This is a genomic window from Corynebacterium sp. UMB4614 (genome assembly GCF_030217065.1).
Lineage (GTDB): Bacteria > Actinomycetota > Actinomycetes > Mycobacteriales > Mycobacteriaceae > Corynebacterium.
On sequence record NZ_JASONC010000003.1, the window covers coordinates 98,925 to 125,390 of the forward strand.

Sequence of the window (26,466 nt, forward strand, 5' to 3'; positions counted from 1 at the left end):
TAGGGTGATGAGTTCAAAGAGGACCCACATTGGAGGAGTTAACGTCGTGACGGCCAAGACGGATCAGGTGTCGAGCGCGCCAGCTCAAGATGCTGCTGCGACGGCCAGCTCCGAGGGCATCACCCCCATCAAGAAGGTGATGATCGCCAACCGCGGCGAAATCGCGATCCGCATCATCCGCGCCGCACAGGACGAGGGCATCGCCTCCGTCGCGGTCTACGCCGAGCCGGATGCCGATGCCCCGTACGTCCGCATGGCCGACGAGGCCTTCGCGCTGGGCGGGCAGACCTCCGCCGAGAGCTACCTGAACATCGACAAGCTGATCGCCGCGGCCAAGGAGTCCGGCGCCGATGCCATCCACCCCGGCTACGGCTTCCTCGCAGAGAACGCGGACTTCGCCCGCGCCGTCATCGGCGCTGGCCTGAACTGGATCGGCCCGCCGCCGGAGGCCATCGACCGCCTCGGCGACAAGGTCACCGCACGCCAGATCGCCGCGATGGTCGATGCTCCCATGACACCGGGAACGAAGCACCCCGTTTCCAGCGCCGCCGAGGTCGAGGAGTTCGCCAAGGAACACGGCCTCCCGGTTGCCGTGAAGGCCTCCTTCGGTGGCGGTGGCCGCGGCATGAAGGTCGCCTACACGATGGGGGAGATCCCAGATCTCTTCGACTCCGCCACCCGCGAGGCCATCGCAGCCTTCGGCCGCGGCGAGTGCTTCGTCGAGCGCTACCTCGATCGCGCCCGCCACGTGGAGGCGCAGGTCATGGCAGATAAGCACGGCAACGTCCTGGTCGCCTCCACCCGCGACTGTTCTACACAGCGCCGATTCCAGAAACTCATCGAGGAAGCTCCAGCCCCGTTCCTGACCGCCGAGCAGAACCGCCGGATCTACGAGTCCGCCGAGGAGATCTGCCGCGCCGCGGGTTACCAGGGCGCGGGCACCGTGGAGTACCTGGTTGGCTCCGACGGCCTGGTCAGCTTCCTGGAGGTCAACACCCGTCTGCAGGTCGAGCACCCCGTCACCGAGGAGATCACCGGCTGGGACCTGGTGCGCGAGCAGTTCCGCATCGCAGAAGGCCGCCCACTGTCCCGGACCAGCCGCCCGACGCTGCGTGGCCACGCCATCGAGTTCCGCATCAACGGCGAGGACGCAGCCAATAACTTCATGCCAAACCCAGGCATGATCACCGCCTACCGCGAGCCGTCCGGCCCAGGCGTGCGCATGGACTCCGGAATCGAGGAAGGCGCCGTCATCGGCGGTCAGTTCGACTCCATGCTGGCCAAGCTCATCGTGTGGGGCGAGGACCGCGAGCAGGCCATCGCCCGCTCGAAGCGTGCACTGCGGGAGTTTCAGGTTGCTGGCCTGCCGACGGTCATCCCTTTCTTCCAGCAGATGCTGAACAACCCGGACTTCACCGCGGAGGATGGCTTCAAGGTCTACACCCGCTGGATCGAAGAGGAGTGGGACGGCTCCCTGCCCGAGTCGACGGAGGACGCATCCGCAGCGGCGGGCGGCGAGGAGAAGCTGCCCCGCCAGCGCGTCACCGTCGAGGTGGAGGGCCGCCGCGTGGAGATCACCGTCCCGGGCGAGCTGATGGCTGCCGGAGGCCGCACGAAGCGGGCCCCGCGCCGTCGCGCCGCCGCCGGCGAGGCCGCTATCACCGGCGATACCGTGGCCGCACCGATGCAGGGCACGATCGTGAAGATCGAGGTCTCGGAGGGCCAGCGGGTCGCCGAGGGCGACACTCTGCTGGTGCTGGAGGCTATGAAGATGGAAAACGCCCTGCAGGCACACAAGTCGGGCGTGGTCACCGGGCTCGCTATCGCCCCGGGCGATAGCGTGACGAAGAACCAGGCTCTCTTCGAGATTCTCGACGACTAGCCCCGCTGACTCCGCCCCCTTCTGCCCTGCCGCTCCCGGCGCCTCCGACAGAGTTCGCCAGGCGACACAGGGCGCGAGAGTGAGGGTGAGCTACCCACCGGCACCGGCGTCTGTTTAGAATGGATTAGTAGATCTGGTCCACGCTGGAGGTCACCCATACCCCAGTGATGAGACCTGGCCTATGCCCTTGGGGGCGGCGCTTCTGGCTGCGAACGTGGCTTTCAGTTCGCGGCGTGGTTCGCTTGTTCCCGGTGCCCACCCTGTTTTGCGGAGTTTCAAAAACTATGACCGATAACCACCTCGACCCCACGGACCAACCGGATCTGGTGACCGACACGTCCACCGAGGCAGAAGAGCGCGACCGCGGCACGCAACGGGTCTCCCCCAAGCTGCTGGGAATCATCGGTGCCGTCTTCCTGGTCATCGGCGCGATCACGTGGATCGTCAGCCTCTCCTCCGTCAAGGGCTTCTCCGAGGATCACCCCACCGCGGTGAAGGCGGACACCTCCTACTACCTGCTCGCCGATAAGGACGCCCTCGAGGCCACCGCCTGTGGTTTCTTTGGCCCCGGCAGCAAGCCCATCCACGACAAGGTCAAGGACCTGGAGGATCTCACCGACGAGGACGTCAAGATCAAGGACGTCTCCCTGCCATTCACCAAGGTCAAGGGTGTCTATGCCCGGGTGGAGTTCACCGAGAACATCCAGGGCGCGCACATCGCGTGCAACGAGGGGAAGAACTACATCTCCGCCAAGTCCGGCGGCTCGCTGAATACCCTGCGCTGGATCTCGATGATCGGCGTGGGCAGCGGTATCGCACTGCTCGTCGTGTCCGCAGTTCTCCGCGGTCGGGAAAACCGCTAGGCCCCGCAGCCGCACACGATGGACGCCCTCGCGAATCAGTTTTCCAACCAGGTCGCCGAGCAATACGCCCGCCTAACCAACTCCCGTCGAGGATTCGTCCTCTCCATCGACCAGGGGACGACCTCCACGCGCTGCATCATTTTCGACGGCCGCGGTGATATCGCGAGCTGCAGCCAGCTGCCGCACGAGCAGATTTTTCCGCACCCGGGCTGGGTGGAGCATGACCCTGAGGAGATCCGGCTCAACATCCGCCGCGTCATGGCCGACGCCGCTGCCTCCGAGGACATCACCCCGGACGAGATCGCGGCCGTCGGCATCACCAATCAGCGTGAAACCACGGTGATCTGGGACCGCGCCACCGGCGAGCCGATCTACAACGCGATCGTCTGGCAGGACACCCGCACCTCCGACCTCGTCGACGCACTGACAGAGGAGGAGCGGGAGCTCATCCAAGAACGCACCGGCCTGCCGCCGTCGACGTATTTCGCGGCGTCGAAAATCCGCTGGATCCTGGACAACGTCGACGGCGCCCGCGAGCGCGCAGAACGCGGCGAATTGGCCTTCGGCACGATCGACACCTGGGTGATCTGGGAGCTGACCCGTTCCTCTCGCTCCCGTTCCGCGGACCGTTCCGGTCGCCGTTCCGGGGCCAAGCCAGGACGCCAGCGCGCCAAGCACGTCACTGACGTCACGAATGCCTCCCGCACCATGCTGATGGACCTGTCCACCCAACAGTGGGACGAGGAGCTCTGCAAGATTTGGGACATCCCGATGTCCCTGCTGCCGGAGATCGTCTCCTCCAGCGAGGTCATCGGCCGCGTGCGTCGCTCCGGCCCGGTGCAGGGCGTGCCCATCGCGGGAATCCTGGGCGATCAGCAGGCCGCTGCCTTTGGGCAGGCCTGCCTGGAACCGGGGGACGCGAAGTCCACCTATGGCACCGGCAGCTTCCTGCTGCTCAACACCGGTGACGAGCCGCAGCGCAGCAAGCACGGGCTGATCACCACCATCGCCTACCGGCTGGGTAATCAGCCCCCGAAGTACGCGCTGGAGGGTTCCATCGCCGTGACCGGCTCGCTGGTGCAGTGGCTCAGCGACTCCCTGGGCTTCTTCAACACCGCCGACGAGATCGAGCCCCTCGCCCGCTCCGTGGCGGATAACGGTGGCTGCTACGTGGTCCCCGCCTTCTCCGGGCTGCTCGCGCCCCGCTGGCGCCCCGAGGCCCGCGGGGTGATCACGGGACTGACCCGCTACGTGACGAAAGCCCACATCGCGCGCGCCGCCCTGGAGGCCACCGCCTTCCAGACCCGGGAGGTCGTCGAGGCGATGAACGCGGACTCCGGCGTCCCGCTGACCAGCCTGAAGGCTGACGGCGGCATGGTGGAAAACGACCTGCTGATGCAGTTCCAGGCCGACCAGCTGGGCGTGAGCGTCACGATCCCGAAAATCACGGAGACCACCTGCCTGGGTGCGGCCTATGCCGCGGGCCTCGCGGTGGGCTTCTTCCGGGATGAGGAGGAAATCCGGCGCCTGTGGCAGGAGGAGCACACCTTCACCCCACGGGCTTCCGAAGAAGAGCGGGACGAGCTCTACCGCATGTGGAATAAGGCTGTGGAACGCACCTTCGACTGGGCCACGAAAGCGTAGGCTCGTTATATGACTTTTTCGAATGACCCGCAGAACCGGCCGGGGGAACACGGTTCGCGGCCCGATCCCCGCAGCGCTGTCCGCATCGGGAATAAGGAGCGCGAGGAGGCCATGGACCTGCTCTCGAAGCACCTCGAGGCGGGCCGGCTAGACATCTCAGAGTACGACGAACGCTGCCGCCACATCGCCAACGCCAGGGTGCATGGCGAGCTCTCGGAGGTTTTCCTGGATCTCCCCCGCATCCCACGCGGCGATCAGGCGCAGCCATCGCAGGTGGTTGCGGTGCCGGGTTATGGCAGGCAGGTGTATACCGCCGAGGAGGTCGCCGTGGCCTCCAAGCGGGGGCGCAATATCCGCGGCGGGATCATGGCACTCTCCGTGGTCAGCGCACTCATGCTGACCACCGTCTCGGATTGGTTCATGTGGATCATCCCCGTCGTGGCGATCCTGCTGTACATGCTCAAGATTGGCCCGGAGTCGTGGTACATGCCGACGAATCGGCAGCTCGAGCGCGAACAGCGCCACGCCGTTCGCCAGCTACGCCAGCAGCGCCGCCTCAACCGCTAAGACTGCCCCCGTGGGTTGATGCTCCCCCGGCGTCCCGCGCCACTACCCCTCGCTGACTCCAGCCCAGTCGCGCCGTCTCTCCGGCGCGGAGCACAGCGCAGGGCTCCGCTTAGGGGCGGAACTGGTCGATGACCCCGGCGAAGAGCCGGACCCCAATGCCCAGGGCGCGCTCGTCGAAGATGATATTCGGCCGGTGCAGGTCCGGCTTGTCCCCCTCGCCGGTCCACGTGCCCAGGCGCGCCATCGAGCCCGGCACGTGCTCCAGGTACCAGGAGAAGTCCTCCCCGCCGCTGGACTGCGGGGCCTCCACCAGGGAGTGCGGATCGACGTTACGCACGGACTGCGCGAGCAGCGCGGTCGCGACGTCGTCGTTGGTCACCGGTGGCACGCCCTTCGTGTAGTGCAGCTCCGCGGTGGCACCCGTCGGGGCGACGATCTCGTCCAGCAGCTCGCGGACGATCGCCTCGCTCTCCCGCCACACCCCGACCTCGGCGGTGCGGAAGGATCCGACGAGGCGGACCTCCTCAGGGATCGCGTTGAAGGCCTGGCCGCCGTGGATCGAGCCGAAGGCGGCGACGGTGCCGCTACGCGGGTCCACCCGCCGGCTCAGCAGCTGCGGCAGCATCGTGACGACCAGGCCAGCGGCGTTGATGAGATCCGCCGTCAGGTGCGGGCGCGAGGTGTGGCCACCGGGGCCGCGCAGGACGATCTCCATGACGTCCGTGGCCGAGGTGATCGCACCCACGCGCACACCAATCTGCCCGCAGCGCAGCTTCGGTTCGCAGTGCACCGCGAAGATCTGGTTCACCCCACGCAGGGCGTCGGCCGCGATGACGTCCTTGGCCCCACCGTCCAGAACCTCCTCGGCGGGCTGGAAGATGCCACGCACCCGCACACTCAGGGCGTCCTCGCCGTACTCCTCGACGTAGGCAGCCAGGGCGACCATGAGCCCCAGCAGGATGGTGGTGTGCATGTCGTGGCCGCAGGCGTGCATCACGCCGGGCACGGTGGAGCTGAACTCGAGGCCGGTGGTTTCGGTGACCGGGAGGGCGTCGATGTCCCCGCGGAAGGCAATCATCGGTGCGGTGTCGGGCCCGATGTCGACGGTGGCTCCCTTGCAGGTCATCTCCTGCGGTGTAAGGCCGGCGTCGCGGAGGATCCCCATGATGAAGGCGGTGGTGCCGTCCTCCATGTGGGAGAGTTCCGGATTCCGGTGCAGGTGGCGCCGCCACTCGATCAGACGGTCCACGTTCTCGTTCAGCCACAGGGTGACGAACTGAGTGAGTTGGGCCGCCTCAGAGGTGGGTCCGCCGTGTTGCACTGCATGCCTCCCGGCTTAAAGCCAATAATTGTCGATGTCTGCTGATTGTGGCGCTTCAAGACCGAGTTGTCTAGTTACGCCGCATGAAACACCATTCTATATGCCCACCCCTGTGGCGCGTGACTTCGCGGTAGCCTTGGGCCATGTCTAGCCACAATGCGCAATCCTCGCCCGCTGCGTCGAATCCCGGGCAGGCCCCCTACGAGCTCGCGGAGCAGGCTGCCGCGGCGTTGCTGCAGAAGACTGGTTTTTCTGCTTTCGACGCCGCCATCGTCCTGGGTTCCGGTTGGCGACCAGCTGCGGACGTGGTCTGTGAGGCCGCGGACAGCGACGTCCAGGAGTTCCCGATGTCCGATCTGCCGGGCTTCCTGCCGCCCACCGCAGAGGGCCACGGGGGCACCATTCGGGCGCTGCGCATCGGCGAGCGCAACGTGTTGATCCTGCTGGGTCGCACCCACGCCTACGAGGGCCACGAGCTGTGGCGGTGCGCGCACGCGGTGCGCACGGCTGCCGCTGCGGGGGTGAAGCAGGTCGTGCTGACCAACGCGGCCGGCGGGCTGACTGAGGGCATGTCTGTGGGCGAGCCGGTTCTGATCAGCGATCACATCAATTTCACGGCAAAGACCCCACTGGTGGGCGCGAACTTCGTGAACCTGGTGGATGCCTACTCCCCCGAGCTGCGCGAGAAGGTCAAGGCCCTGCGACCCGGCATCCGTGAGGCCGTGTACGCGATGATGCCAGGGCCGCAATACGAGACCCCGGCGGAGATCCACATGCTGCGCACCTTCGGGGTGGGCCTGGTGGGTATGTCCACCGTCTACGAGACGATCGCTGCCCGGGAGGCTGGCGTGGACGTGCTCGGCATCTCGCTGGTGACGAACCTGGCGGCGGGGGTGACCGGTGAGGCTCTGAATCACGAGGAGGTGCTGGCCGCCGGCCAGGCCGCGGCTCAGGAGATGGGTTCCCTGCTCGCGAGCGTGATCCAGTCGTGAGCCCCTCCCCGCAGGACATGAACACAGCCCCGCAGGAAACGACTCCAGCCCCGCAGGACAATAGTTCCCAGCCGGGCTTGAGTTTCGGCACCGCGGGGCTGCGCGCCCCAGTGGGCGTGGGCCCGGATCGCATGAACGTCGCGACTGTCACCCGGGCGACCGCCGGGGTGGCCGATTGGTTGATCGCCCAACACGCAGACCGGGCCGCAGCCGATATCGCGGTAGCGGTTGCCCACGACGCCCGCTACGGTTCCGAAACCTTTGCGCGAGCCACCGCCGAGGTGTTCGCGGCCAAGGGCTTCACCGTCACCTTGCTGGGTGGCAACAATCCCACCCCGGTGCTGGCCTGGCTGGTGCGCGACCGTGGCCTGGATGCCGGCGTGCAGATCACCGCCTCACACAACCCGAAGGGCGATAACGGCTACAAGCTGTACCTTTCTGGTGGCTCCCAGCTAGTCTCCCCCGCCGATCGCGAGATCGAGGCAGCCATCGCGGCCCAGCCGACGGCCGAGGAGGTCGCCCGCTCCCGCAGCGTGCAGCTAGAACTCGGCGCATCCCAGGGCTACGAGTCCGCGATCAGCGCCCCGGTTGTTAGCAGCGAGAACGCGGTGCTCACCGCACGGCGAGCCCTGACCATCGCCTATACCCCGATGCATGGGGTCGGCGGGGACACGCTGGAGTCTGTACTGCAAGCCAATGGCTTCGCGGATATCCATGCGGTGGCAGCGCAGCGCTGGCCGGACCCGGAATTCCCGAGCGTGGATTTCCCCAACCCGGAGGAGCCCGGCGCGACCGACCTGCTGCTCGCACTGGGCAAGGAGGTCGGCGCGGACCTGCTGATCGCACTCGATCCGGATGCGGATCGCTGCATGCTTGGCGTGCCCACCGGTGGCGAGCCGGCCTACCGGATGCTCAGTGGCAACGAGGCCGGCCCGCTGCTGGCCCGCCGCGTGCTCTCTGGCGTGGCGGCAGACGCCGCTGCCCCGCCGGTGGTCGCGACGACCTACGTCTCCTCCCAACTGCTGGGTGTGATGGCCCAGGCCAGCGGGTGGGAGTACGTGGAGACGAAGACGGGCTTCAAGCACCTGGCACGCGCAGCGGAAGGTCGCCCCGGGGAGTTGGCTTTCGCCTACGAGGAGGCCATCGGCACCTGCCCCACCCCCGGCATCGTCGCAGATAAGGACGGCATCGCCACCGCGTTGGTCGCGGCTGCGTGGGCGGCGGAGCTCGCCGCTGCGGGACGGAGCCTGGCAGACGAGCTAGCGGTCATCGAGCAGGAGTTCGGTTGCTTCCGCTCCAGCCAGCTGTCGATCCGCTTGGAGTCCATTGCGCAGGCCACGGACGTCATTAAAAAATTCGCGGCCGCACCGCCGGAAAACCTGGCGGGGGCCGCGATGAGCGCCGAACTGCTGGGCGAGGAGGCCGCGGAGGGCCTGCGCCTGGTGGGTAATGCAGACGGCGTGGCGCTGCGGGTCGTGGCGCGGCCGAGCGGGACGGAGCCGAAGGCGAAGTTCTACCTGGAGGCCGTGGGCGAGGCCACGGACCGCGAGCAGGTGGAGGCGGGGCTAGCGGCTCTCGAGGTCGATATTCCGCGGGCCGTAGAGGCGGTCGCCGGCGTCGCCTAGGCCCGGATCGATGTAAGCGTTCTCGTCGAGCGCCGGGTCGATCGTGGCGGTGACGAGCTTGCGCACCGGCAGGCCGGAGTTCACCAGCTTGTCCACGCCCGGCTGGGCGGAGACCATGCACACGCAGGTGATGTCGTCCGCACCATGCTCGACGAGCAGCTCCACGGCATTGAGCAGGGAGCCACCGGTGGCGAGCATCGGGTCGACCAACATGACGGGCTGCCCGGAGAGGTCATCCGGCAGGGCCTCAAGGTACGGGACTGGCTCGTGGGTCTTCTCGTCGCGGGCCAGGCCGATGAAGCCCACCTGGGCGTCCGGGATCATCGAGAGTGCCGGGTCGATCATTCCGAGGCCGGCGCGGATGATGGGGACGATGATTGGCGGGTTCTTCAGCCGGTGCCCCTCGGCGGTAGAGACGGGGGTTTCCACGTCGAAGGATTCAGTCTCGAGGTCGTTGCTGGCCTCGTAGATCAGCATCGCGCCGAGGTCCGCGAGGGCGTCGCGGAAGACCACGTTGTTGCTGCGGGCGTCGCGCATAATCGTCAGACGGGCGCGCACGAGAGGATGATTGACCACCTTGATGTCCATGACTCCAAATCTACGTTAAGCACCGCGCACGCGAGAAAATTGGCATGGGCGGGAACCAAATGACCGTCCTCGTTGTCTAATACCTCTGAGTTACTTCACGCACCGAGACGATTCAGGGAAGATTCAGGGGGAACAATGGTGCCTTTGACGAACGGTATTGGGGGACACAGTGGCGGTCAGGTGATCGCCGAGCAGGAGCGGATTCAATCAGCGGCGCAGGAGGCGCGGGCAGTGGCGGAGCAGCTGGCTGCGACAGCCCCGCCGCATACGCCACACGTGGAGCTGCCATTCCTGCCGGAGTTGGGGAGGTTCCTGGCCGCACTGCAGCAGGCCCGGGCTCGGCATCACGGGGCCACCGGGGAGTTGGCGAGGTTCTACCAGGGCGCTGCTGGTGCGCTGGATGAGTTCCGGGGCCGCGTGGACGAGCATGAGCAGACAGCCCAGGCTGGCTTTGCTGCCCTCGAGGGAGGTGTTCAGTGATGAGTGCACCGGTATTGGCACCAGCTGGAGGGCACGTAATCGAAGAAGTGGCCGGCTCCGTTCTTGGGGAGATGGCTGGCTCGGTGCTCGGCGGAGGTGGCTGTGTTCCGGATTTTCTGGGGCTCGTGAAACCCATCGCAGCCCTCATCCCACAGCCGCTGCAGCCTGGAGTGTCCGCGCTGCTGGGTTCCGGGGTCAGCGGACTAGCCGGGGAGGTCATCCAGACAGTCGGGTCGGCTGTGCTCGGCGAGGCCGGTGGGGCGATGGCCGCCAAGTTCGCGCAAGGTTCGGATGCGGTGGACCTCATTGAGGAAGTCCGCCAGGGGCTGGACGCGGTCGCCGGGCGCGGGCAGCAGGCCATCCTGGCGGCGATCGAGGATGTCGGGGCAATCGCGATGGAAGCCCTGGCGGAGATCGGTGGCGCGGTGAATCCGGTGCAGCTGCTCGGCCCGACCGCACCGGTGGCGCTGGCGGAGGCGCAGGCCATCGCATTGAAACACCTAAGCCGGGCGGAGGCCCGCGTGCAGGCGCTAGGCCAGGAGTTGCTGGGACTGGCGGAGGAGGCGACGGCCACCGTGGTGCCGGCGGAGGCGATCCCGGAAGCACCCGCGCCGTCCGAAGGGGCGAGCGGACAGCCTCCCGCAGCAGCACACTCGGGTAGCGCCACAGGACCCGAAGCAGGTCATGGGGGCGCAGCTGCGGATTCCAGCGACGCCGTGGAATCTAGCGATGCTGTGGCGGGTGCCCCGACCGAGGCGGCTGCCAAGGCCGTGGCCGCGGCGAAGACGCAGCTGGGCACCCCGTACGTGTGGGGTGGCACCACACCGGGCCAGGGCTTCGACTGCTCCGGCTTCGTCCAGTGGGCCTACGGACAGGCCGGGGTGGAGCTTCCCCGCCTGGCCGATCAGCAGGCGGTGGGCCCGCAGATCCCGATGGACCAGGTGCAGCCCGGGGATCTAGCGGTGTGGGATGGTCACGTGGCGATGGTCATCGAAGACGGCCAGCTGATCGAGGCGGGCGACCCGGTGGGTATCAGCCCGATCCGCACAGAGAACATCGGCATGGGTTTCCACGGTTTCTACCGCCCCACCGGCTAGCCGGGGTTAGTCTGTGGGCACTGAAAAGGTTCACCGAGCCAGTTCGCACTGGACCGGTTTATCAAAGGGGGAATTCACAACATGGGTGGGGCTCATTCTTCCCGGAGCGTTCCGGGCTTGGCGCGGATCGTCACGCAGCCGGAGGAACAGGAATATCTTCAGGCGCAGTTCCTCGGCTCTCCCCCTGCGGTGGTGCCGAAGGTGCTCGACGCCCGGCTTCGCAATGTCGAGGCTATGAGTTCGGATCCGGCCGGGTAGAATCCGCAATCATGGCAGCTTCCAAACCGACAACGTTTAAACCAAACCAGCTCGTCACGCTGAAGATGGAGACCACCAGCGGCACCTGGTACACCGTCTGGGCCCCACTGTGGGTCGTCAGGGGCGAAAAGTGGCAGGCATTCCTGGGTAAGGACGACACGATCTCCGTGTTCTCCTCCCCCGCCGAGCTCCACGCCCACGTTGTCGGTAGCAACGATCACGTGCTCGCCGAACACCCGAAGTGGCAGGAGTTCAAGGCGGACGCCGATGCCCAGATGTCGGCGCAGAAGATCCAGGAGATCTCCCTGATCGAGGCTCCGAACCAGCTGGCCGGCCGGGCAAGCTACGAGAACGTCCGGGACGTCAGCCGCGCATACCGCCTGCTGCAGTCCATCGGCGGTGTCGCTGGCATCGAGTCGGTCAACAAGTGGTTCGGCTCCTACTCCATGCTGCAGAACATCTACCGCGGCGCGGACCACTACTCCGGCCAGAACGGCGTCGAAGAATGGACCGCAATGGGCCGCATCGTGCTCGGCGCGTGGGCGGAGATGCTCGACGACCTCGAGGACGGCCTCACCGAGGTCGAGGTGGACGAGACGGCCGTCGCGGAGTCCCAGAAGCGCATCGACGCAGTAGACAAGGCCGCGGCCGATGCCAGCGCCGCCGCCGCGAAGAAGCGGGAGGACGCCGCCGCAGAGAAGGCCGCTGCTGGCAGCGCCGCAGATGAAAACGCCGACCCGTATGACAAGACGGTATGGGCGCAGGCCGGTATCGACCCGATCCGCATCTCCCTGAACGGCCAGCGGGTCTACACCCTGCGCTGCTACGTGGGAGGCAAGCCGGTGTTCCTGGGCCGCCACGGCCAGATCAACACTTTCCCCAACCCTCGCTCCCTGGTGCGCTGGCTCATCGACGCCCCGCAGCACGACCTCGAGGAGATGGAGACCTGGGGCGACATCGTCCAGGCCGCGAATGCCGGCGAGTTGGAGGTCACGGTTCACGACATGAACCAGTACACCTTCACCGGGCTGCGCGAGGACATCGCCAAGTCCGTGGACGCGGTGGATCCGAAGCAGCTGAGCCGCGCTTATGAGCTGCTGGCCGACGCCGCCGACTGGGCGGGCGACGACGCCGTGAACAAGGTTCTGGTCGGTTTCCCGCGCCTGCAGACTTACATCGCCTACGTCACGGGCTCGCCGTCGGGCACCACCCCGACCGCACCCTTCGACGAGGAGGTGCGCGGCTGGAAGCAGCTGGAGGATGACCTCATCAAGCGCTTCAGCAAGTTCTAGCGTGAGCCGCTAGCTGCCTAAGGAAGCTGGAAAGGGCGCCTCCCGAAAGGATGATCTTTCGGGAGGCGCCCTTTCGCATATGTTTTCGCTTTGCTGGCCGGCCTGCCCCTGATACCGCTAGCTGCGCAGCTCGTGGCTCAGCGCGTCCAGCTCCCCACCGCCGGACATCTCCACCGTCAGCTCCTCCAGTGTGACGTCCGCCAGGTCGGCGTTCATCACCTGCTGGCCCATGTTGAGCATCATGAAGCGATCCCCCACCAGGTAGGCGTGGTGCGGATTGTGAGTAATGAAGATGACCGCCACCCCAGACTCCCGGGCCTTCTTCACGAAGCGCAGCACCATGCCGGACTGCTTCACGCCCAGTGCTGCGGTGGGCTCGTCCAGGATCAGCACGCGCGCGCCGAAGTAGATCGCCCGGGCGATCGCCACGACCTGCCGCTGGCCACCGGACAGGGTGCTGATCGGCACCTCCACGTCCGGCAGGTTCACGCCCATCTTTTCCAGCTGCTCGGCGGTGATCTCGCGCATCTCGTCGGCCTTCAGCCGCCCCAGCGCGCCGGTGATCTCCTGGCCGAGGAAGAAGTTCCGCCACACCGACATCTGCCCCACCACCGCGAGGTCCTGGTACACGGTGGCAATCCCCCGGTCGAGGGCGTCCTTCGGGTTGCGCAGTCGCGCTGGCTCCCCGTCGATCAGCATCTCGCCGCCGGTGGGCTGGTGCAGCCCGGAGAGCGCCTTAATCAGCGTGGACTTGCCCGCACCGTTATCGCCCAGAACGCAGGTCACGGTGCCGGGGCGGATCTCCATGTCGATACCCTTGAGCACCAGCCGCTCGCCGTAGGCCTTCTCCAGGCCGCGCATCTCGATGATCGGCGGGGTGGCGCCGTCCTCGGCACCGGCGGCGTCCTTATCAGCGGCACCATCGGCACCGGCGTCCTTCACAACGACGTCGACGTCGCCTGCCGCACCCGTCCCGGTCGACGTCACCGTCGCCGCGTCCTTCCGCTTGTTATCGCGAGTCATTTGGCACCTCCCTGCACCCGAGAGAAGGAATTATTGGTCAGCACGGCCAGCAGCAGCATCGCGCCGAGGAAGAACTTGAACCAGTCCGGGTTCCAGCCGGCATACACGATGCCCTGGTTGGTCATACCGAAGATCAGCGCACCGATGGCCGTACCGATCGCCGTACCCCGGCCACCCGTCAGCGAGCAGCCACCGATCACGGCGGCGATGATGTACAGGAACTCGTTACCCACGCCCTGCCCGGCCTGGATCGAGTCGAAAGCGAAGAGGTTGTGCATCCCCACGAACCACGCCGAGAAGGCCACGAACATGAACAGGGTGATCTTCACGCGCCGCACGGGAACACCCACGGCGCGGGCGGCGTCGGCGTCCCCACCGACGGCGAAAATCCAGTTACCGAAGCGGGTCTTGAACAGCAACCAGCTGGCCAGTGCCACGAACAGTAGCCACCACACCACGGTGATCTGCACGTCCACACCGAAGACCTCGAAGCTGGAGGCGAAGAACGCCTTGGCGGAATTGTAGCCCTCCATGTCGGAGATCGTTGGGGTGGCGACCTGCCCGGTGACCAGCTTCGTCACGGCGAGGTTGATGCCCTGCAGCATGAGGAACATCGCCAGGGTGATCAGGAAGGAGTGAATGCCGGTCTTGGTGACCAGGTAGCCGTTGATCGCGCCGATGGACAGCGAAATGATCAGGGAAAGGAACACGCCCGTCCACGAGTTCAGCCACAGGTTGTAGTTCAGCATCGTGGCGGCGAGCGCGGCGGTGGTCACGGCGACGCCGGAGGACAGGTCGAATTCGTCGCCGATCATCAGCAGCCCCACGCCGAGCGCGATGATGCCCAGCGTGGAGCTGGAGTACAGCACGGTGGCGAAGGCGTCCGCGCTGCGGAAGGCCGGGGCGAGGATCATGAACAGCGCGAAGATGAGGATCGCGCCGACCAGGGAGGTCAGCTCGGGGCGCTTCAGGGCCGCGAGGACACGGTTATCGCCGGACTTGTCTGCGGTCTGCTCCGCTGCGTTAATCGCGTTCTGCTCCGCGGTGGTTTCTGTGTCCGGGGACGACGTCAGGTTCGGCGCCGCCTGGGCATTCTTCTCCGCCGTTGCCGGGCCGGTGGCGTGCTCGGGTGTGGGGTCAGTCATTTAGCGCAGCCCCTCCTTCGCGGCGTCTTCGATCTTGTCCACGTTGCTGGCGTCCACGAAGGCCGGGCCGGTGAACACGGGCTGGCCACCACCTGGAATTGCACCGTTGCGCTTGGCGAGCCAGAGCGCGTCGACCGCAAGGTAGCCCTGCAGGTAGGGCTGCTGGTCCACGGCCCACTGCACCGTGCCGTCCTTGATGGCGGTGACGAGCTCGGCGTCGGTGTCGAAGGTGACGATCTTGGCATCAGACCCGGCGGCACGGGCAGAGTTGACGGAGGCCAGGGCCACCGGGGCGACGAGGTTGAGCACCCAGTCGATGTTGCGATCCTGGGCGAGCTTCGCCTGGACCGTGGAGGTCACGCTGGTCATATCCATGCCGTTGACGTAGAGGGTCTCTAGCGTGCCGCCGCCCTTGGCCTGGAGGGCCTTCTTGGCACCGCCGCAGCGGGCTTCCTGGGAGGGGTTGCCCTGCTCGTGGATCACGCAGAGCACCTTCTTGGCACCATCCTTGGCCAGTCGCTCGCCCGCGGCCTCACCGGCGACGTGCTCGTCCTGGCCGAAGAAGGCGGACACCCCGTAGCGCTGATAGTGGCTCATTCCGGAGTTCAGGCCGACGGTGGGGATACCCTGCTCGGTGGCGCGGCGGGCGATGGGGCCCAGCGCCTCGGCGGTGGGCATGGTGAGCGCGATGCCGTCGACCTGGGAGTCGATGGCGTTGCGCACGAGGTTGGCCTGGTCGGGCGCCTGCGGGGAGCTGGCGTAGCGCAGCTCGATGTTGTTCTTCTTCGCGGCGTCCTCGGCGCCACGGCGGACCAGGTCCCAGAAGGTATCGCCGGGTGCGCCGTGGCTGATCATCGCGACGGTGTAGCGGGGCGTGTCGACGCCACCGGCCGCGCCACCCTCGCCGTTCGCGTTCTCGCGCGGGCGACCGCCGGTGGCGGAGCATGCCGCAACCGCGCCCATCGTCAGCGCCATGAGCACCGCGAGGGCACGCTTGAACGCGGTGTTGATTCGGGGATTATTTTTCTGCACGTTTCCCGATTTTTCGCAGGTCAGAGGCCTAAGTCAAACCACAAGCCGGCCTTCTGAATCCTTCAAGACGCGCTGTACTGCAGCGATAGCGCGCCGATGCGACCCGCCCCGCGGCACCACGCGCGTGGGCGCAGGCGGCGGGGTGTCGTGGTTACTCCTTCTCCGCGGAGTCCTCGTCCACCGAGTCCTCGTCGCTGCCGGGCTCGTCGTCGAGGCTCAGGCCGAGCTGCTCCAGCTCCGCCTTGAGGTTCTCCATGGACAGCTCCAGGTTGGCGTCCTCCCCAAGCGCACCGGCCACTCCGTTCGGGTTATGCAGGCCCTGCAGGCCCGCGGAGATGCCCTGGCCTGGCCCGCCGATGTGCTCGTGGTCGTGGCCCGCGTGATCGTGCTCGTGACCATGAGCAGCACCCGCGCCAGCCACGGTGCTTAAGCCGAGCTCCTCCCCCAGCTTCGCGTAGGCCGGGTAGATCACGGTTTGCTCCAGCTCGGCGCGCAGCGGGGCATCGCAGAAGGCGTGGTCCAGCGCGTTGGTGGTCAGCTCCAGCATCTGCCAGTACTCCAGGTCGAAGACCTCCGCGAGGCGCTCGAACTCCTGGGTCATCGTCGTGCCGGAGACCAGGCGGTTATCGGTGTGTACGGTGCACACGAAGCCCAGCTCGTAGAGCAGGTTGAAGGGGTGATCGGCGATTTCTTCGGCAACACCGGTCTGGGTGTTGGAGGTCGGGCAGATCTCCAGCGGGATGCCCCGGTCGCGCACGTGGCGGGCTACCGGCCCCAGCTCGATGCCGGAGAGGGTGGCGTTCAAGTCCTCGTAGATGCGCACGCCGTGGCCGAGGCGGAGGGTGCCCTGAACCAGGGCGTCCTTGATGGACTCCACGCCCGCGGCCTCGCCGGCGTGGATGGTGAAGGGCACGAGGTTCTCGCGCAGCAGCTGGAAAGCCTCGGCGTGGTTGGCGGCGGGGAAGCCGTCCTCCGCGCCGGCGATGTCGAAGCCGACCACGTAGCCCTCGCCCGGGCTGGAGATCGGGTAGTTATCCACGGTCAGCTGCGCGATCTCGGTGGCACGGTCGGCGTGCCGCATGGCGCACAGGATCAGGCGGGCGTGGATGCGCTTGCCCTTCGCGGCGGCAGCGCGCTCACCCTCCTTCGCACCCTGCACGGTGGCCTCCACGACCTCCTGCAGGCTCAGCCCGTTGGCCTGGTGCTGCTCGGGGGCGTAGCGCAGCTCGGCGTAGACCACGTTGTCCGCGGCCAGGTCCTCGACGGCCTCGCGGGTGACGCGCACCAGTGCTTCCTTCGTCTGCATGACGGCGGTGGTGTGGTCGAAGGTGGTCAGGTACGTCGGCAGGTCGCCCGAGTTCGCGGCGTCGTAGAACCACTTCTCGAGCTCCACCGGGTCCGTCGTGGGCAGCTCGTAGCCGATCTCGGCGGCCAGCTCCACGATCGTGGCTGGCCGGAGGCCGCCGTCCAGGTGGTCGTGGAGTTCGACCTTGGGCAGGGATGCAATGACGTCCGAATCAATCATGGGGCACAGCTTACTCGGCAGCTGTGCCCCATGGTGGTGGGCGGGAGGTCTAACCACCCCGCCATGTGAAGCTCGGTGAGGAAACCGGCGGCTTATTTGAAGATCGAGCGGATGGCCCCACCCAGGACCACACCCGCGGCGGCCCCGAGGCCGACCAGCCCGGCGCGGCCGGCGTCCGTGGAGCCGGTGCGCACCTCCTGGCGAACGCGGATGACCGCGGCCGGCGGTACCGGCGGGGTCATCATGGCCAGGGACTCCGGCGTGGTGGCTGCCCACGCGGAGCAGTACAGGGTGATGCGCCAGATGAAGTAGAACAGCACCATCACACCGATGATCGGACCGAAGGCAGCGCCCGCCGGGTTGCTCAGTGCGTTGGAGAAGAACATCGTCGCGAACTGCTTGAAGATCTCGAACACGACCGCGCCGATGATGGCTGCCTTGAAGGCGGACTTGCGCGGCACCTTGGCGCGCGGCAGATAGACCATCAGCCAAAAGAAGACCAGCAGGTTAGCCAGCAGTGCAACGACCAAGGCCACGAGGAAGGTGATGAAGCGGATGCCCGGAACCTCGTCCAGGCCGAGCAGCTTCTCGGTCAGTCCCGAGTTACCGATGGTGGTCACCGCGAAGGCCACGACCAGTGCCAGGATCAGGCCCAGCAGACCCAGCAGGTCGGAGAGCTTGCCCTTGATGAAGTTCTCCGGGCTGTTATCGACCTTCCACATCTCGGAGGCGCCGATGCGCAGGTGGTTCATCCAGCTCAGGCCGGACCACAGGGCCAGCAGAAGACCGATGGAGAACACGGACTTACGCTGATCGATCGCGCCCTCGACGATGGTGCCCAGGGTGTCGCCCATCTCGCCGCTACCCATGGACGTCACCTGGTCCATGACCTTGTCCAGCAGATCCTGGTTATTAGCCAGGATGATCGCGACCGTGGCCAGCACGAGCATGGTCAGCGGGAAGATGGACAGCACTGAGAAGTAGGTAATGCCCGCGGCGAACTGGTTACCGCCCTGCTCGCCGTAGCGCTCGTTCATCCGCATGATGTGGTCGAACCACGGCCACTTGTCGCGGAGCTTGACCAGCGCCCCTTCGTCGTCTTTGCGGCTGCGTTCCACGCCGTAGGCGTCGAGCTTGTCATAGTCGGGCGTCGTTGATGTTTTCGCCATCAGCGCGTCCATCCTTCCTTGGGCAGGCTTTCGGGGCTTCGGGTTTTCGATCCGGGGTCGGATCATTCTGTGGCACGCGCCGGACGGCTGGTGGCCGACCTGGGCACGTACCTCATTATGTCGTTTTCGTCGGTCGCGGTGTGCCGGTTTAGGGCTTTGGCAGGAAGCCGACGCGGTCGTAGACCTGCTCCACCGTCTTCGCAGCGATCTCGCGGGCACGCTCCGCGCCCTTTGCCAGGACACGCTCCAGCTCCGCGCGGTCGTCCATGTACTCGTTGTACTTCTCGCGCAGCGGGGAGCAGAAGGCCTCGAGTACCTCGGCGGTGTCCTTCTTCAGGTCGCCGTAGCCGGAGCCGGCTTCCTGGTACTGGGCGACGAGCTCGTCGATGCTCTTGTCACCGAGGGCGGACTGGATGACCAGGAGGTTGGACACACCCGGCTTGTTCTCGACGTCGTAGCGGATCTCGTTGTCGTTATCCGTCACCGCACTCCGGATGCGCTTGGCGGAGACCTTCGGCTCATCCAGCAGGTTCACCAGGCCACGCGGGTTCTCGGCGGACTTGCTCATCTTCGCGGTCGGGTTCTGCAGGTCGTAAATCTTCGCCGCGCCCTGCGGGATCATGCCCTCCGGCACCACGAAGGTCTTCTTGTAGCGGGAGTTGAAGCGCTCCGCGAGGTTGCGGGTCAGCTCCAGGTGCTGGCGCTGGTCCTCCCCCACTGGCACGAGGTGCGGGCGGTAAAGCAGGATGTCCGCGGCCATGAGCATCGGGTAGGCGTAGAGGCCGGAGGTGGTGTTCTCATTGCCCTGCTTGCTGGACTTGTCCTTGAACTGGGTCATGCGGCGGGCTTCGCCGTCACCGGTGATGCACATCAGCACCCACGCGAGCTGGCTGTGTTCCGGGACGTGCGACTGCACGAAGAGGGTGGAGCGATCCGGGTCGATGCCTAGCGCGAGTAGCTGCGCGGCACCGGCGAGGGTGCGGTTGCGCAGGTCCTTCGGGCTATATCCCGGCACGGTGATGGCGTGCTGATCCGGGATGAAGTAGAAGGCGTCGTAGTCATCCTGCAGGGTAATGAACTGCTTGACCGCCCCGAGGTAATTACCCAGGTGGTAGGAGTCGCTGGTCGGCTGGAGTCCGGAGACGACGCGCTGCTTCTTCGCGCCGCTATCGCTGTGCTGTGGGTTTTCGCTGCTTGTCATGTTTTCTAATGCTACTCACCAGGTTTCGGCGACGTGTCGCCATCCCCCTGTCCGTGGCAATCGCAGCCACATTCCTTGTCGACGTCCCCCTCGGGCGCCGGTTGTCCGCCGGTCTGTGGATTTTTTCCTGTGGCGGTCTCGCCCGGGTCTTCGCCGTGGTGACGGTGCCGCAGCCCGGCGATCCCCTCCGTGATGCGCAGCTGGCGTGGTCCTGCGGGGCGCAGTTCCCGGGCCTTGTTCAGCAAACGGTTGGACAGGCTGTGCTCCCGGTCGCGGGTGAACTCACGCTCCTGGTACTCGAAGACAGGCAGGGACCAGTGGAAGAAGATGGCGCACAGCCGCAGGCCGAAGGTGAATGCGAGCACGATGATCGCGTTAACGTTGTCGTTCACCCCGGCGGCGTTGAGCGCCAGGTACAGGATGGACCCGGAGACCGCGACCGAGGCGTAGAGGTCCCCCTGGAAAACCAGAGGGACGCGGTTACTCATGATGTCGCGGAGCACTCCGCCGAAAACCCCGGTGAGCACCGCCGCGACGATTGCGATGAGCGCCCCATGCCCAGCGCCCAGGGCGATCTGCGTGCCGAGCACCGTGAACACAGATAGCCCCACGGCGTCGAGGATGAGGAAGACCCAGTGGAAGTAAGTCATCATCACGGGGATCGCCACGGTGATGAACGCAGCGACGAGCACAAAGACCAGGTACATCGGGTTTTCCACCCACACCAGCGGGTAGTTCCCCAGCAGCACGTCGCGGACGGAGCCGCCACCGATGGCGGTCACGCAGGCGATGATGGCCACGCCGAAGAGGTCCATGCGCTCGCGACCGGCGGCCAGGGCTCCGGTCGCGCCTTCGGCGGTGATGCCGATGACGAAGAGGACGATCAGGAACATGCCGTCTCCCGGTGGGCTTAGCGGAACTCGAGGATCACGGGGCTGTGGTCGGACCAGCGCTGGTCGTAGGTGGGTGCCTTGTCCACCCGGGCGACGGTAGTGTGCTCCAGCAGCCCGCCGGTGACGGCGTGCAGGTCGATGCGCCAGCCCGCGTTCGTGTCGAAGGCCTTGCCGCGGTAGCTCCACCAGGAGTACGGGCCGTCCTCGTCGGGGTGGAGGTGGCGCACGGCGTCGTGCCAGCCTGGCTGGGTGGCGGCGCCTGCCGCGATGCGGGCCTGGGCGAGCTCGCCGGGCTGGTAGTCCACCGCACCGAAGAAGTCCTCGGCCGCCCCGGCAGGATTACCGGCCCGGCCGGAGTCCTCCGCGTCCCCCACCTGTGTTGCACCATCCGGGTAGGTGCCGAGCACATGGTCGAGGAAGGCACGCTCGGCTGGCAGGAAGCCGGACTTATTGCGGTTGGGCTTCCAGTTCTTTAGGTCCGCGCGGCGGTGGCAGATATTCCAGTCGCCACCGATGAGCATCTGCTGGCCACCAGCCTCGGCAGCCGCTGCGCGCTGGTGCATGAAGGGCGCGAAGGCATCCAGGAAGCGGAATTTCTCGTCCTGCTTCTCGGTGCCGCTGGCACCACTGGGCAGGTAGAGGGAGGCCACGGTGATCGGCTGGGTTGTGCTCCCGACCACGGCGTCCACGGTGGCCTCGATGTAGCGGCCGGAATCATCGAATTCGCGGGCGGCCTCCACCGCGCCCGGGTGCTCCGGGTTGGCCTCGTGGCCGAAGCCGATCTGCACGTCCCGCAGTGGAAGGCGCGACAGGATCGCCACCCCGGCCCGCCCCTTGGCCGCGGCTGGCGCCTGGGCGAGATGCCAGCCGTCCTCCAGGGCGGGGGCGATGGCCTTGGCGGTCTGCGCCTCGTCGGCGCGGACCTCCTGCATCAGCACCACATCAGCCGGGTGGGTGGCCAACCACGGGAGGATGCCCTGGTTGTTCTCGTGGCGCACCTTCGCGGCCGCCCTGATTCCGTTGACGTTAACCGTAGCGACAGTAAAACCCATGCCCACCAATATAGGCCGTGGCCCGGACATACCAGCAGCCGCGTAAGCCGCGGGCTAGGCGGTGGCGAGCTGGCGACGTCGTAGCAGGAAGGCCAGCAGCCAGACCACCGCACCGGTGGCGGCCAGGGCCGCACCCGCGAGAGCTGGGGCGGCATAGCCGAAGCCAGCGCCAATGACCGCGCCACCGATCGCAGCACCAGCGGCGTTGGCCATGTTCAGCGCGGAGTGGTTGAGGGCCGCGGCGAGGTTCTGGGCGTCCCGGGCGACGTCCATCAGGCGGGTCTGCAGGCTCGGGACCAGGCAAGAGCCCAGGAACCCAATGAGGCCGAAGTTGGCAATGCCCGCGAAGGCATTGGTGGAAGTGAAATAGAACGCGCTGAGCACCACGATCAGGGCAATGAGGCTGCCGGCGATGGTGTACTCCAGGTTCCGGTCGGCCAGCACGCCGCCGAACCAGGTTCCGAAAACCATGCCGATGCCGTAGACCATCAACGGGATCCACATGAGGGCCTCATTGAACCCGGCGCGCTCGGTCAGCGTCCAGGAAATATAGGTATAGACCGCAAACATGCCACCGAAGCCGACCGTGCCGATCGCCAGGGTGAGCAGAACCTGCGGGTTGATCAGGGCGCCGAGCTCGGTGATTGGGTTGCTCTTCGGCATGAGCGTCATGTGTGGCAGTGAAATGTACAGCGCGACGAAGGTCACCAGGCCGATCACGGCGACGAGCAGGAAGGCGAAGTTCCATCCGAAGTGGGTGCCCAGCCACTGCGCGGCGGGCACACCCGCGACCGTAGCCACGGAAAGCCCCAGCCCGGAGAAGGCCACCGCCTTGCCGCGCTGCCCCGGCGGGGCCATGGAGGCGGCGATGAGCGCGGTCACGGAGAAGTAGGCACCGTGTGGCAGTCCGGCGATGAAGCGGCTGATCAGCAGCATGTTATAGCTGCTGGCCAACACGGTCAGCCCGTTACCGATCGTGAAGGCGATCATGAGCACCAGCGCTAGTCGGCGGCGGGGCACGGTGCTGGTCAGCGTGGTGATCAGCGGGGCGCCCACCACGACGCCGAGGGCGTAGGCGGAAATGACGTGCCCGGCGGTGGACTCCGAGATCTGGAAGTCCTCGGCGATGAGATTCAGCAGCCCCATCGCCACGAACTCGGTGGTGCCGATGCCGAAGCCACCGAGCGCGATGGCCAGCATGGTGATAATTCTCCGCCGACTACCCATGGTGGTTTGTGTTGGCACGGGGCGGCGGTTCGGCATGGTCGGCACGGGGCACGCTTTCTTAGAATCGTTCGGCTGGGCTGGATGAATACGAAGTAACGAAAAAGAATCAATATTTTTAATAACTTTTTTCGCCTTTCGCAAGCGAAGTTGCGACAGTACCCGTATGATTCACGATTTTTCTACTTCACGTAAGCTGGGTGGCACGATAAAAATCGAGTGACTTTTAACTGTTCACCGAAAACGATGTGAAAGCAGGGAGATACCGCCTTATGGCCAAGATCATTTACACCCGTACCGACGAGGCCCCACTTCTGGCCACGTATTCGCTGAAGCCGATCGTGGAAGCTTTTGCATCGACTTGCGGCGTGGACGTGGAAACGCGTGACATCTCGCTGGCAGGTCGTATCCTGGCCGCTTTCAACGATAAGCTCCCGAAGGAGCAGCAGGTCAACGACGCCCTCAAGGAGCTCGGCGAGCTGACCCAGTCCCCTGAGGCCAATATCCTCAAGCTGCCGAACATCTCCGCATCCGTACCGCAGATGCGCGCAGCCATCGGCGAGCTGCAGAAGGCTGGCTACGACCTGCCGGACTTCCCTCTCGAGGTCAACACCGAGGAGGAGAAGGACGCCTACGCCCGCTACAGCTCCGTCATGGGCTCCGCCGTGAACCCGGTGCTGCGCGAGGGCAACTCCGACCGCCGTGCGCCGAAGGCCGTGAAGAACTACGTGCGCACCCACCCGCACACCATGGGTGAGTGGACCGCCGAGTCCAAGACCAACGTGGCAACCATGGAGGCCAACGACTTCCGCCACAACGAGCAGTCCGTCATCATGCCGGCTGAGGATGACCTGCGCATCCAGCTGGTGAAGACCAACGGCGAGACCACTGTGCTGCGCGAGTCCCTGCCGGTGCAGAAGAACGAGATCGTGGACTCCACCGTCCTGCGCGCCGCCGCGCTCGACGAGTTCCTGCGCGCCCAGGTCGCCCGCGCGAAGGCTGAGGGCGTGCTGTTCTCCGTGCACCTGAAGGCCACGATGATGAAGGTCTCCGACCCGGTCATCTTCGGCCACGCCGTGCGCGCTTACTTCTCCGACGTCTACGAGCAGTACGGCGAGGAGCTGCTGGCCGCCGGCCTCGACGGTGAGGACGGCCTGGCTGCCATCCTCGACGGCCTGTCCGAGCTGGACAACGGTGAGGAGATCCGCGCCGCATTCGACAAGGGCCTCGAGGACGGCCCGGATCTCGCGATGGTCAACTCCCACCGCGGAATCACCAACCTGCACGTCCCGTCCGACGTCATCGTCGACGCTTCCATGCCAGCCATGATCCGTGACTCCGGCAAGATGTGGAACAAGGACGACGCCCGTCAGGACACCCTGGCCGTACTGCCGGACTCCTCCTACGCAGGCGTCTACCAGGTCGTCATCGACGACTGCCGCAAGAACGGCGCATTCGACCCGACCACGATGGGCACCGTCCCGAATGTCGGCCTGATGGCGCAGAAGGCTGAGGAGTACGGCTCCCACGACAAGACCTTCAAGATCGAGGCGGACGGCAAGGTCCAGGTCCTCAACAAGGCCGGCGACGTGCTCATGGAGCACGAGGTCTCCGAGGGCGACCTGTGGCGCGCCTGCCAGGCCAAGGACATCCCGGTTCAGGACTGGGTGAAGCTGGCCGTCGAGCGTGCCCGCAAGACCGGCGACCCGGCTATCTTCTGGCTGGACCCGGAGCGCGCCCACGACCGCAACATGGCAACCCAGGTCGAGAAGTACCTGAAGGACCACGACACCGAGGGCCTGGATATCCGCATCCTCTCCCCGGTCGAGGCCTGCCAGCTCTCCGTGGACCGCATCCGCGAGGGCAAGAACACCATCTCCGTCACCGGTAACGTGCTGCGTGACTACCTGACCGACCTGTTCCCGATCCTGGAGCTGGGCACCTCCGCGAAGATGCTCTCCATCGTTCCGCTGATCGCGGGCGGTGGCCTCTTCGAGACCGGTGCTGGCGGTTCCGCGCCGAAGCACGTCGAGCAGCTGACCGAGGAGAACCACCTGCGTTGGGACTCCCTGGGCGAGTTCCTGGCGCTGGCCGAGTCCCTGCGCAAGCTGGCCGACACGGATAACAACCCGCGCACCCCGGTGCTGGGCGACGCGCTGGACGTTGCTACCGAGCGGATCCTGGAGGAGGGCAAGTCCCCGCAGCGCGAGGTCAACACCCTCGACAACCGCGGTTCCCACTTCTACCTGGCAATGTTCTGGGCTCGCGCCCTGGCCGACCAGAAGGACGACGCCGACTTGGCTGAGCTCTTCGCCCCGGTCGCCGACGCGCTGGAGACTGCCGAGGACGAGGTCATCAAGGAGCTCAACGACATCCAGGGCAAGGCCGTGGAGCTGGGTGGCCACTACCACCTGGACGAGGAGAAGGCGAACGCTGTGATGCGTCCGGTCGCTGCATTCAACAAGATCATCGACGATCTTGCTGCAGCAGATAACTCCCTGGAGGGCTAGTACCGCTCCCCCGTTGGGCCTGCTGCAGGCCCGCCCCGGGGTCAGCGGAGGGATATAGCCGACTGGGCCTAGCGCGCTAGAGATAGCGCCGCTAGGCCCAGTTTTTCTTTTCTACCGGCCAGAAGCCCCTGCCCCGGCCTTGCGGCCTCCGTCCAGCGGAGACCAAGCTGCTCATATCTCAGTTCAGCAGGCGACCCAGCTGCTCATGATGGTGCCCGGGGAGCACCCCGGCGTCGAAAACCTTGCGAGCGGCTTCCTTATCACCCAGCTTGGCGGCGAAGGCCTCCCCCATCGTCACGCCGTGCTCCGGCACCGGCCCGAAGCGAATCTCGTCCAGCGGGCGGATGCGCCCGGCGGTAATCACGCGGAAGTAGGCGCCGCAGTCGCCGTGCTGTGCGAAGCGCTTGACCCAGCCCTTCTCATCGAGCCAGGCGGCGAAGGTCGCGCACGGGGTGCGCGGCACGCTTACCTCGAGCTCAGCGCTCCCCATGGACACGCGCTGGCCGATGTAGACCTCCGACCACTTCACCCCGGCAGTGGTGATGTTCTCCCCGAAGCTGCCGTAGACGAGCTCACGGCCGAGCTCCTCCTCCCAGAAGTCCAGCTCCTCGCGGGCGAAGGCGTAGACGGCCTTATCTGCTCCGCCGTGGTGCTTATCGTCTCCGATCGTATCCCCAACGACGCCGCTGCCGTCGCCGTAGTTCGGGCCCGGCGCGAGCACGTCGATGTGCGACTGCGGCAGCTTTTCGATGCCGGTGTGCTCGTAGGTTCCGGCGGGGTTGGACTGGGGGCGACCAACTGCCACCTGGAGCACGCTCGGCTCTGCGTCAATCAGGAATGCAGCGTCTGTATTCGCCATGGTGCAGGTCCTTTCTGGCGCCTTGTGGGCCCGATTTTTTGCTCGTTGCGCTGGGATTCTTTCTTTATCCCGTGCACCACCCCACCCTAGTGACTCAACTGCGTTTGCAGGTGCGACCCGCAATTTTTCCGCCAAAAGTGTTGAAGCCCAGACCTCCTACCTCCCATCCGATGCGGTGCAAAACAGCGCTTCGTGCGCTGCTGCCACCCACCGCATGAACCCAT

Annotated in this window: 23 protein-coding genes; 11 read left to right on the forward strand and 12 right to left on the reverse strand. The window is 66.1% G+C overall.

The window, feature by feature from the left end; genetic code table 11:
- Positions 1-139: 139 nt before the first annotated feature.
- The 4 genes from QP413_RS02475 (at position 140) to QP413_RS02490 (ending at position 4,956) form a co-directional block, all read left to right on the forward strand.
- Complete coding sequence (locus QP413_RS02475; RefSeq protein ID WP_284780484.1) at positions 140-1,882, forward strand: biotin carboxylase N-terminal domain-containing protein; 1,743 nt, start codon at positions 140-142, stop codon at positions 1,880-1,882.
- Between the two features lie 284 nt (positions 1,883-2,166).
- Entirely contained in the window at positions 2,167-2,745 is a 579-nt protein-coding gene (locus QP413_RS02480) for a hypothetical protein (protein ID WP_284758065.1), read from the forward strand.
- Positions 2,746-2,763: 18 nt separating this feature from the next.
- Positions 2,764-4,389, forward strand: a complete 1,626-nt coding sequence (gene glpK / locus QP413_RS02485; RefSeq protein ID WP_284780429.1) for a glycerol kinase GlpK — start codon at positions 2,764-2,766, stop codon at positions 4,387-4,389.
- 9 nt (positions 4,390-4,398) lie between these two features.
- On the forward strand, positions 4,399-4,956 hold the full coding sequence (locus QP413_RS02490; RefSeq protein WP_148813251.1) for a DUF1707 domain-containing protein: 558 nt from the start codon (positions 4,399-4,401) through the stop codon (positions 4,954-4,956).
- Between the two features lie 109 nt (positions 4,957-5,065).
- On the opposite strand, the gene QP413_RS02495 is transcribed toward QP413_RS02490, so the two are convergent.
- The gene (locus tag QP413_RS02495; RefSeq protein WP_284780432.1) at positions 5,066-6,277 is read right to left on the reverse strand and encodes an amidohydrolase; all 1,212 of its coding nucleotides are present in this window, start codon (positions 6,275-6,277) and stop codon (positions 5,066-5,068) included.
- Positions 6,278-6,420: 143 nt separating this feature from the next.
- Here QP413_RS02495 and QP413_RS02500 point away from each other — a divergent pair, with 143 nt between their 5' ends.
- The gene (locus QP413_RS02500; protein WP_148813249.1) at positions 6,421-7,269 is read left to right on the forward strand and encodes a purine-nucleoside phosphorylase; all 849 of its coding nucleotides are present in this window, start codon (positions 6,421-6,423) and stop codon (positions 7,267-7,269) included.
- A gap of 17 nt (positions 7,270-7,286) precedes the next feature.
- A complete protein-coding gene (locus QP413_RS02505; protein WP_284780435.1) occupies positions 7,287-8,894 on the forward strand; it encodes a phospho-sugar mutase in 1,608 nt (535 codons plus the stop codon).
- On the opposite strand, the gene upp is transcribed toward QP413_RS02505, so the two are convergent.
- Complete coding sequence (gene upp, locus QP413_RS02510; protein WP_012359692.1) at positions 8,835-9,482, reverse strand: uracil phosphoribosyltransferase; 648 nt, start codon at positions 9,480-9,482, stop codon at positions 8,835-8,837. The two genes, QP413_RS02505 and upp, sit on opposite strands and share 60 nt — an antisense overlap.
- Before the next feature lie 135 nt (positions 9,483-9,617).
- Here upp and QP413_RS02515 point away from each other — a divergent pair, with 135 nt between their 5' ends.
- From QP413_RS02515 to QP413_RS02530, 4 genes are all read left to right on the forward strand, one after another.
- Positions 9,618-9,962 carry a hypothetical protein gene (locus QP413_RS02515; protein WP_148813242.1) on the forward strand — a complete coding sequence of 115 codons (345 nt, stop codon included), beginning with the start codon at positions 9,618-9,620 and terminating at the stop codon, positions 9,960-9,962.
- A complete protein-coding gene (locus tag QP413_RS02520; protein ID WP_284780436.1) occupies positions 9,962-11,059 on the forward strand; it encodes a C40 family peptidase in 1,098 nt (365 codons plus the stop codon). The genes QP413_RS02515 and QP413_RS02520 overlap by 1 nt, the downstream gene beginning before the upstream one ends.
- A gap of 81 nt (positions 11,060-11,140) precedes the next feature.
- Positions 11,141-11,317: a hypothetical protein gene (locus QP413_RS02525; protein WP_284780437.1), complete on the forward strand. Its 177-nt coding sequence runs from the start codon at positions 11,141-11,143 to the stop codon at positions 11,315-11,317.
- An 11-nt stretch (positions 11,318-11,328) separates the two neighbouring features.
- Positions 11,329-12,609, forward strand: a complete 1,281-nt coding sequence (locus tag QP413_RS02530; RefSeq protein WP_284780438.1) for a hypothetical protein — start codon at positions 11,329-11,331, stop codon at positions 12,607-12,609.
- A 117-nt stretch (positions 12,610-12,726) separates the two neighbouring features.
- Here the strand turns inward: QP413_RS02530 and QP413_RS02535 are convergent, their stop codons facing one another.
- The 9 genes from QP413_RS02535 to QP413_RS02575 form a co-directional block, all read right to left on the reverse strand.
- Positions 12,727-13,470, reverse strand: a complete 744-nt coding sequence (locus QP413_RS02535; protein WP_284780486.1) for an ATP-binding cassette domain-containing protein — start codon at positions 13,468-13,470, stop codon at positions 12,727-12,729.
- Between the two features lie 158 nt (positions 13,471-13,628).
- Positions 13,629-14,777: an ABC transporter permease gene (locus QP413_RS02540; protein ID WP_284780440.1), complete on the reverse strand. Its 1,149-nt coding sequence runs from the start codon at positions 14,775-14,777 to the stop codon at positions 13,629-13,631.
- Positions 14,778-15,752 (reverse strand): substrate-binding domain-containing protein, encoded by a 975-nt coding sequence (locus QP413_RS02545; RefSeq protein WP_284780487.1) that lies wholly within the window; start codon positions 15,750-15,752, stop codon positions 14,778-14,780.
- Between the two features lie 208 nt (positions 15,753-15,960).
- Complete coding sequence (locus tag QP413_RS02550; protein WP_284780441.1) at positions 15,961-17,334, reverse strand: adenosine deaminase; 1,374 nt, start codon at positions 17,332-17,334, stop codon at positions 15,961-15,963.
- A 92-nt stretch (positions 17,335-17,426) separates the two neighbouring features.
- On the reverse strand, positions 17,427-18,503 hold the full coding sequence (yhjD, locus tag QP413_RS02555) for an inner membrane protein YhjD (RefSeq protein WP_284780442.1): 1,077 nt from the start codon (positions 18,501-18,503) through the stop codon (positions 17,427-17,429).
- Between the two features lie 148 nt (positions 18,504-18,651).
- Positions 18,652-19,704: a tryptophan--tRNA ligase gene (trpS, locus tag QP413_RS02560; protein ID WP_284780443.1), complete on the reverse strand. Its 1,053-nt coding sequence runs from the start codon at positions 19,702-19,704 to the stop codon at positions 18,652-18,654.
- Between the two features lie 11 nt (positions 19,705-19,715).
- Positions 19,716-20,597 carry a trimeric intracellular cation channel family protein gene (locus QP413_RS02565; RefSeq protein WP_284780445.1) on the reverse strand — a complete coding sequence of 294 codons (882 nt, stop codon included), beginning with the start codon at positions 20,595-20,597 and terminating at the stop codon, positions 19,716-19,718.
- Positions 20,598-20,614: 17 nt separating this feature from the next.
- On the reverse strand, positions 20,615-21,649 hold the full coding sequence (locus tag QP413_RS02570; RefSeq protein ID WP_284780446.1) for an exodeoxyribonuclease III: 1,035 nt from the start codon (positions 21,647-21,649) through the stop codon (positions 20,615-20,617).
- Positions 21,650-21,703: 54 nt separating this feature from the next.
- The gene (locus tag QP413_RS02575; protein WP_284780488.1) at positions 21,704-22,912 is read right to left on the reverse strand and encodes an MFS transporter; all 1,209 of its coding nucleotides are present in this window, start codon (positions 22,910-22,912) and stop codon (positions 21,704-21,706) included.
- A 233-nt stretch (positions 22,913-23,145) separates the two neighbouring features.
- On the opposite strand from QP413_RS02575, the gene QP413_RS02580 reads away from it, so the two are divergent.
- Complete coding sequence (locus tag QP413_RS02580; protein ID WP_284780447.1) at positions 23,146-25,383, forward strand: NADP-dependent isocitrate dehydrogenase; 2,238 nt, start codon at positions 23,146-23,148, stop codon at positions 25,381-25,383.
- Between the two features lie 178 nt (positions 25,384-25,561).
- Here QP413_RS02580 and QP413_RS02585 read toward each other — a convergent pair whose 3' ends face one another.
- Entirely contained in the window at positions 25,562-26,242 is a 681-nt protein-coding gene (locus QP413_RS02585; protein ID WP_070761521.1) for an MOSC domain-containing protein, read from the reverse strand.
- Between the last annotated feature and the right edge of the window lie 224 nt (positions 26,243-26,466).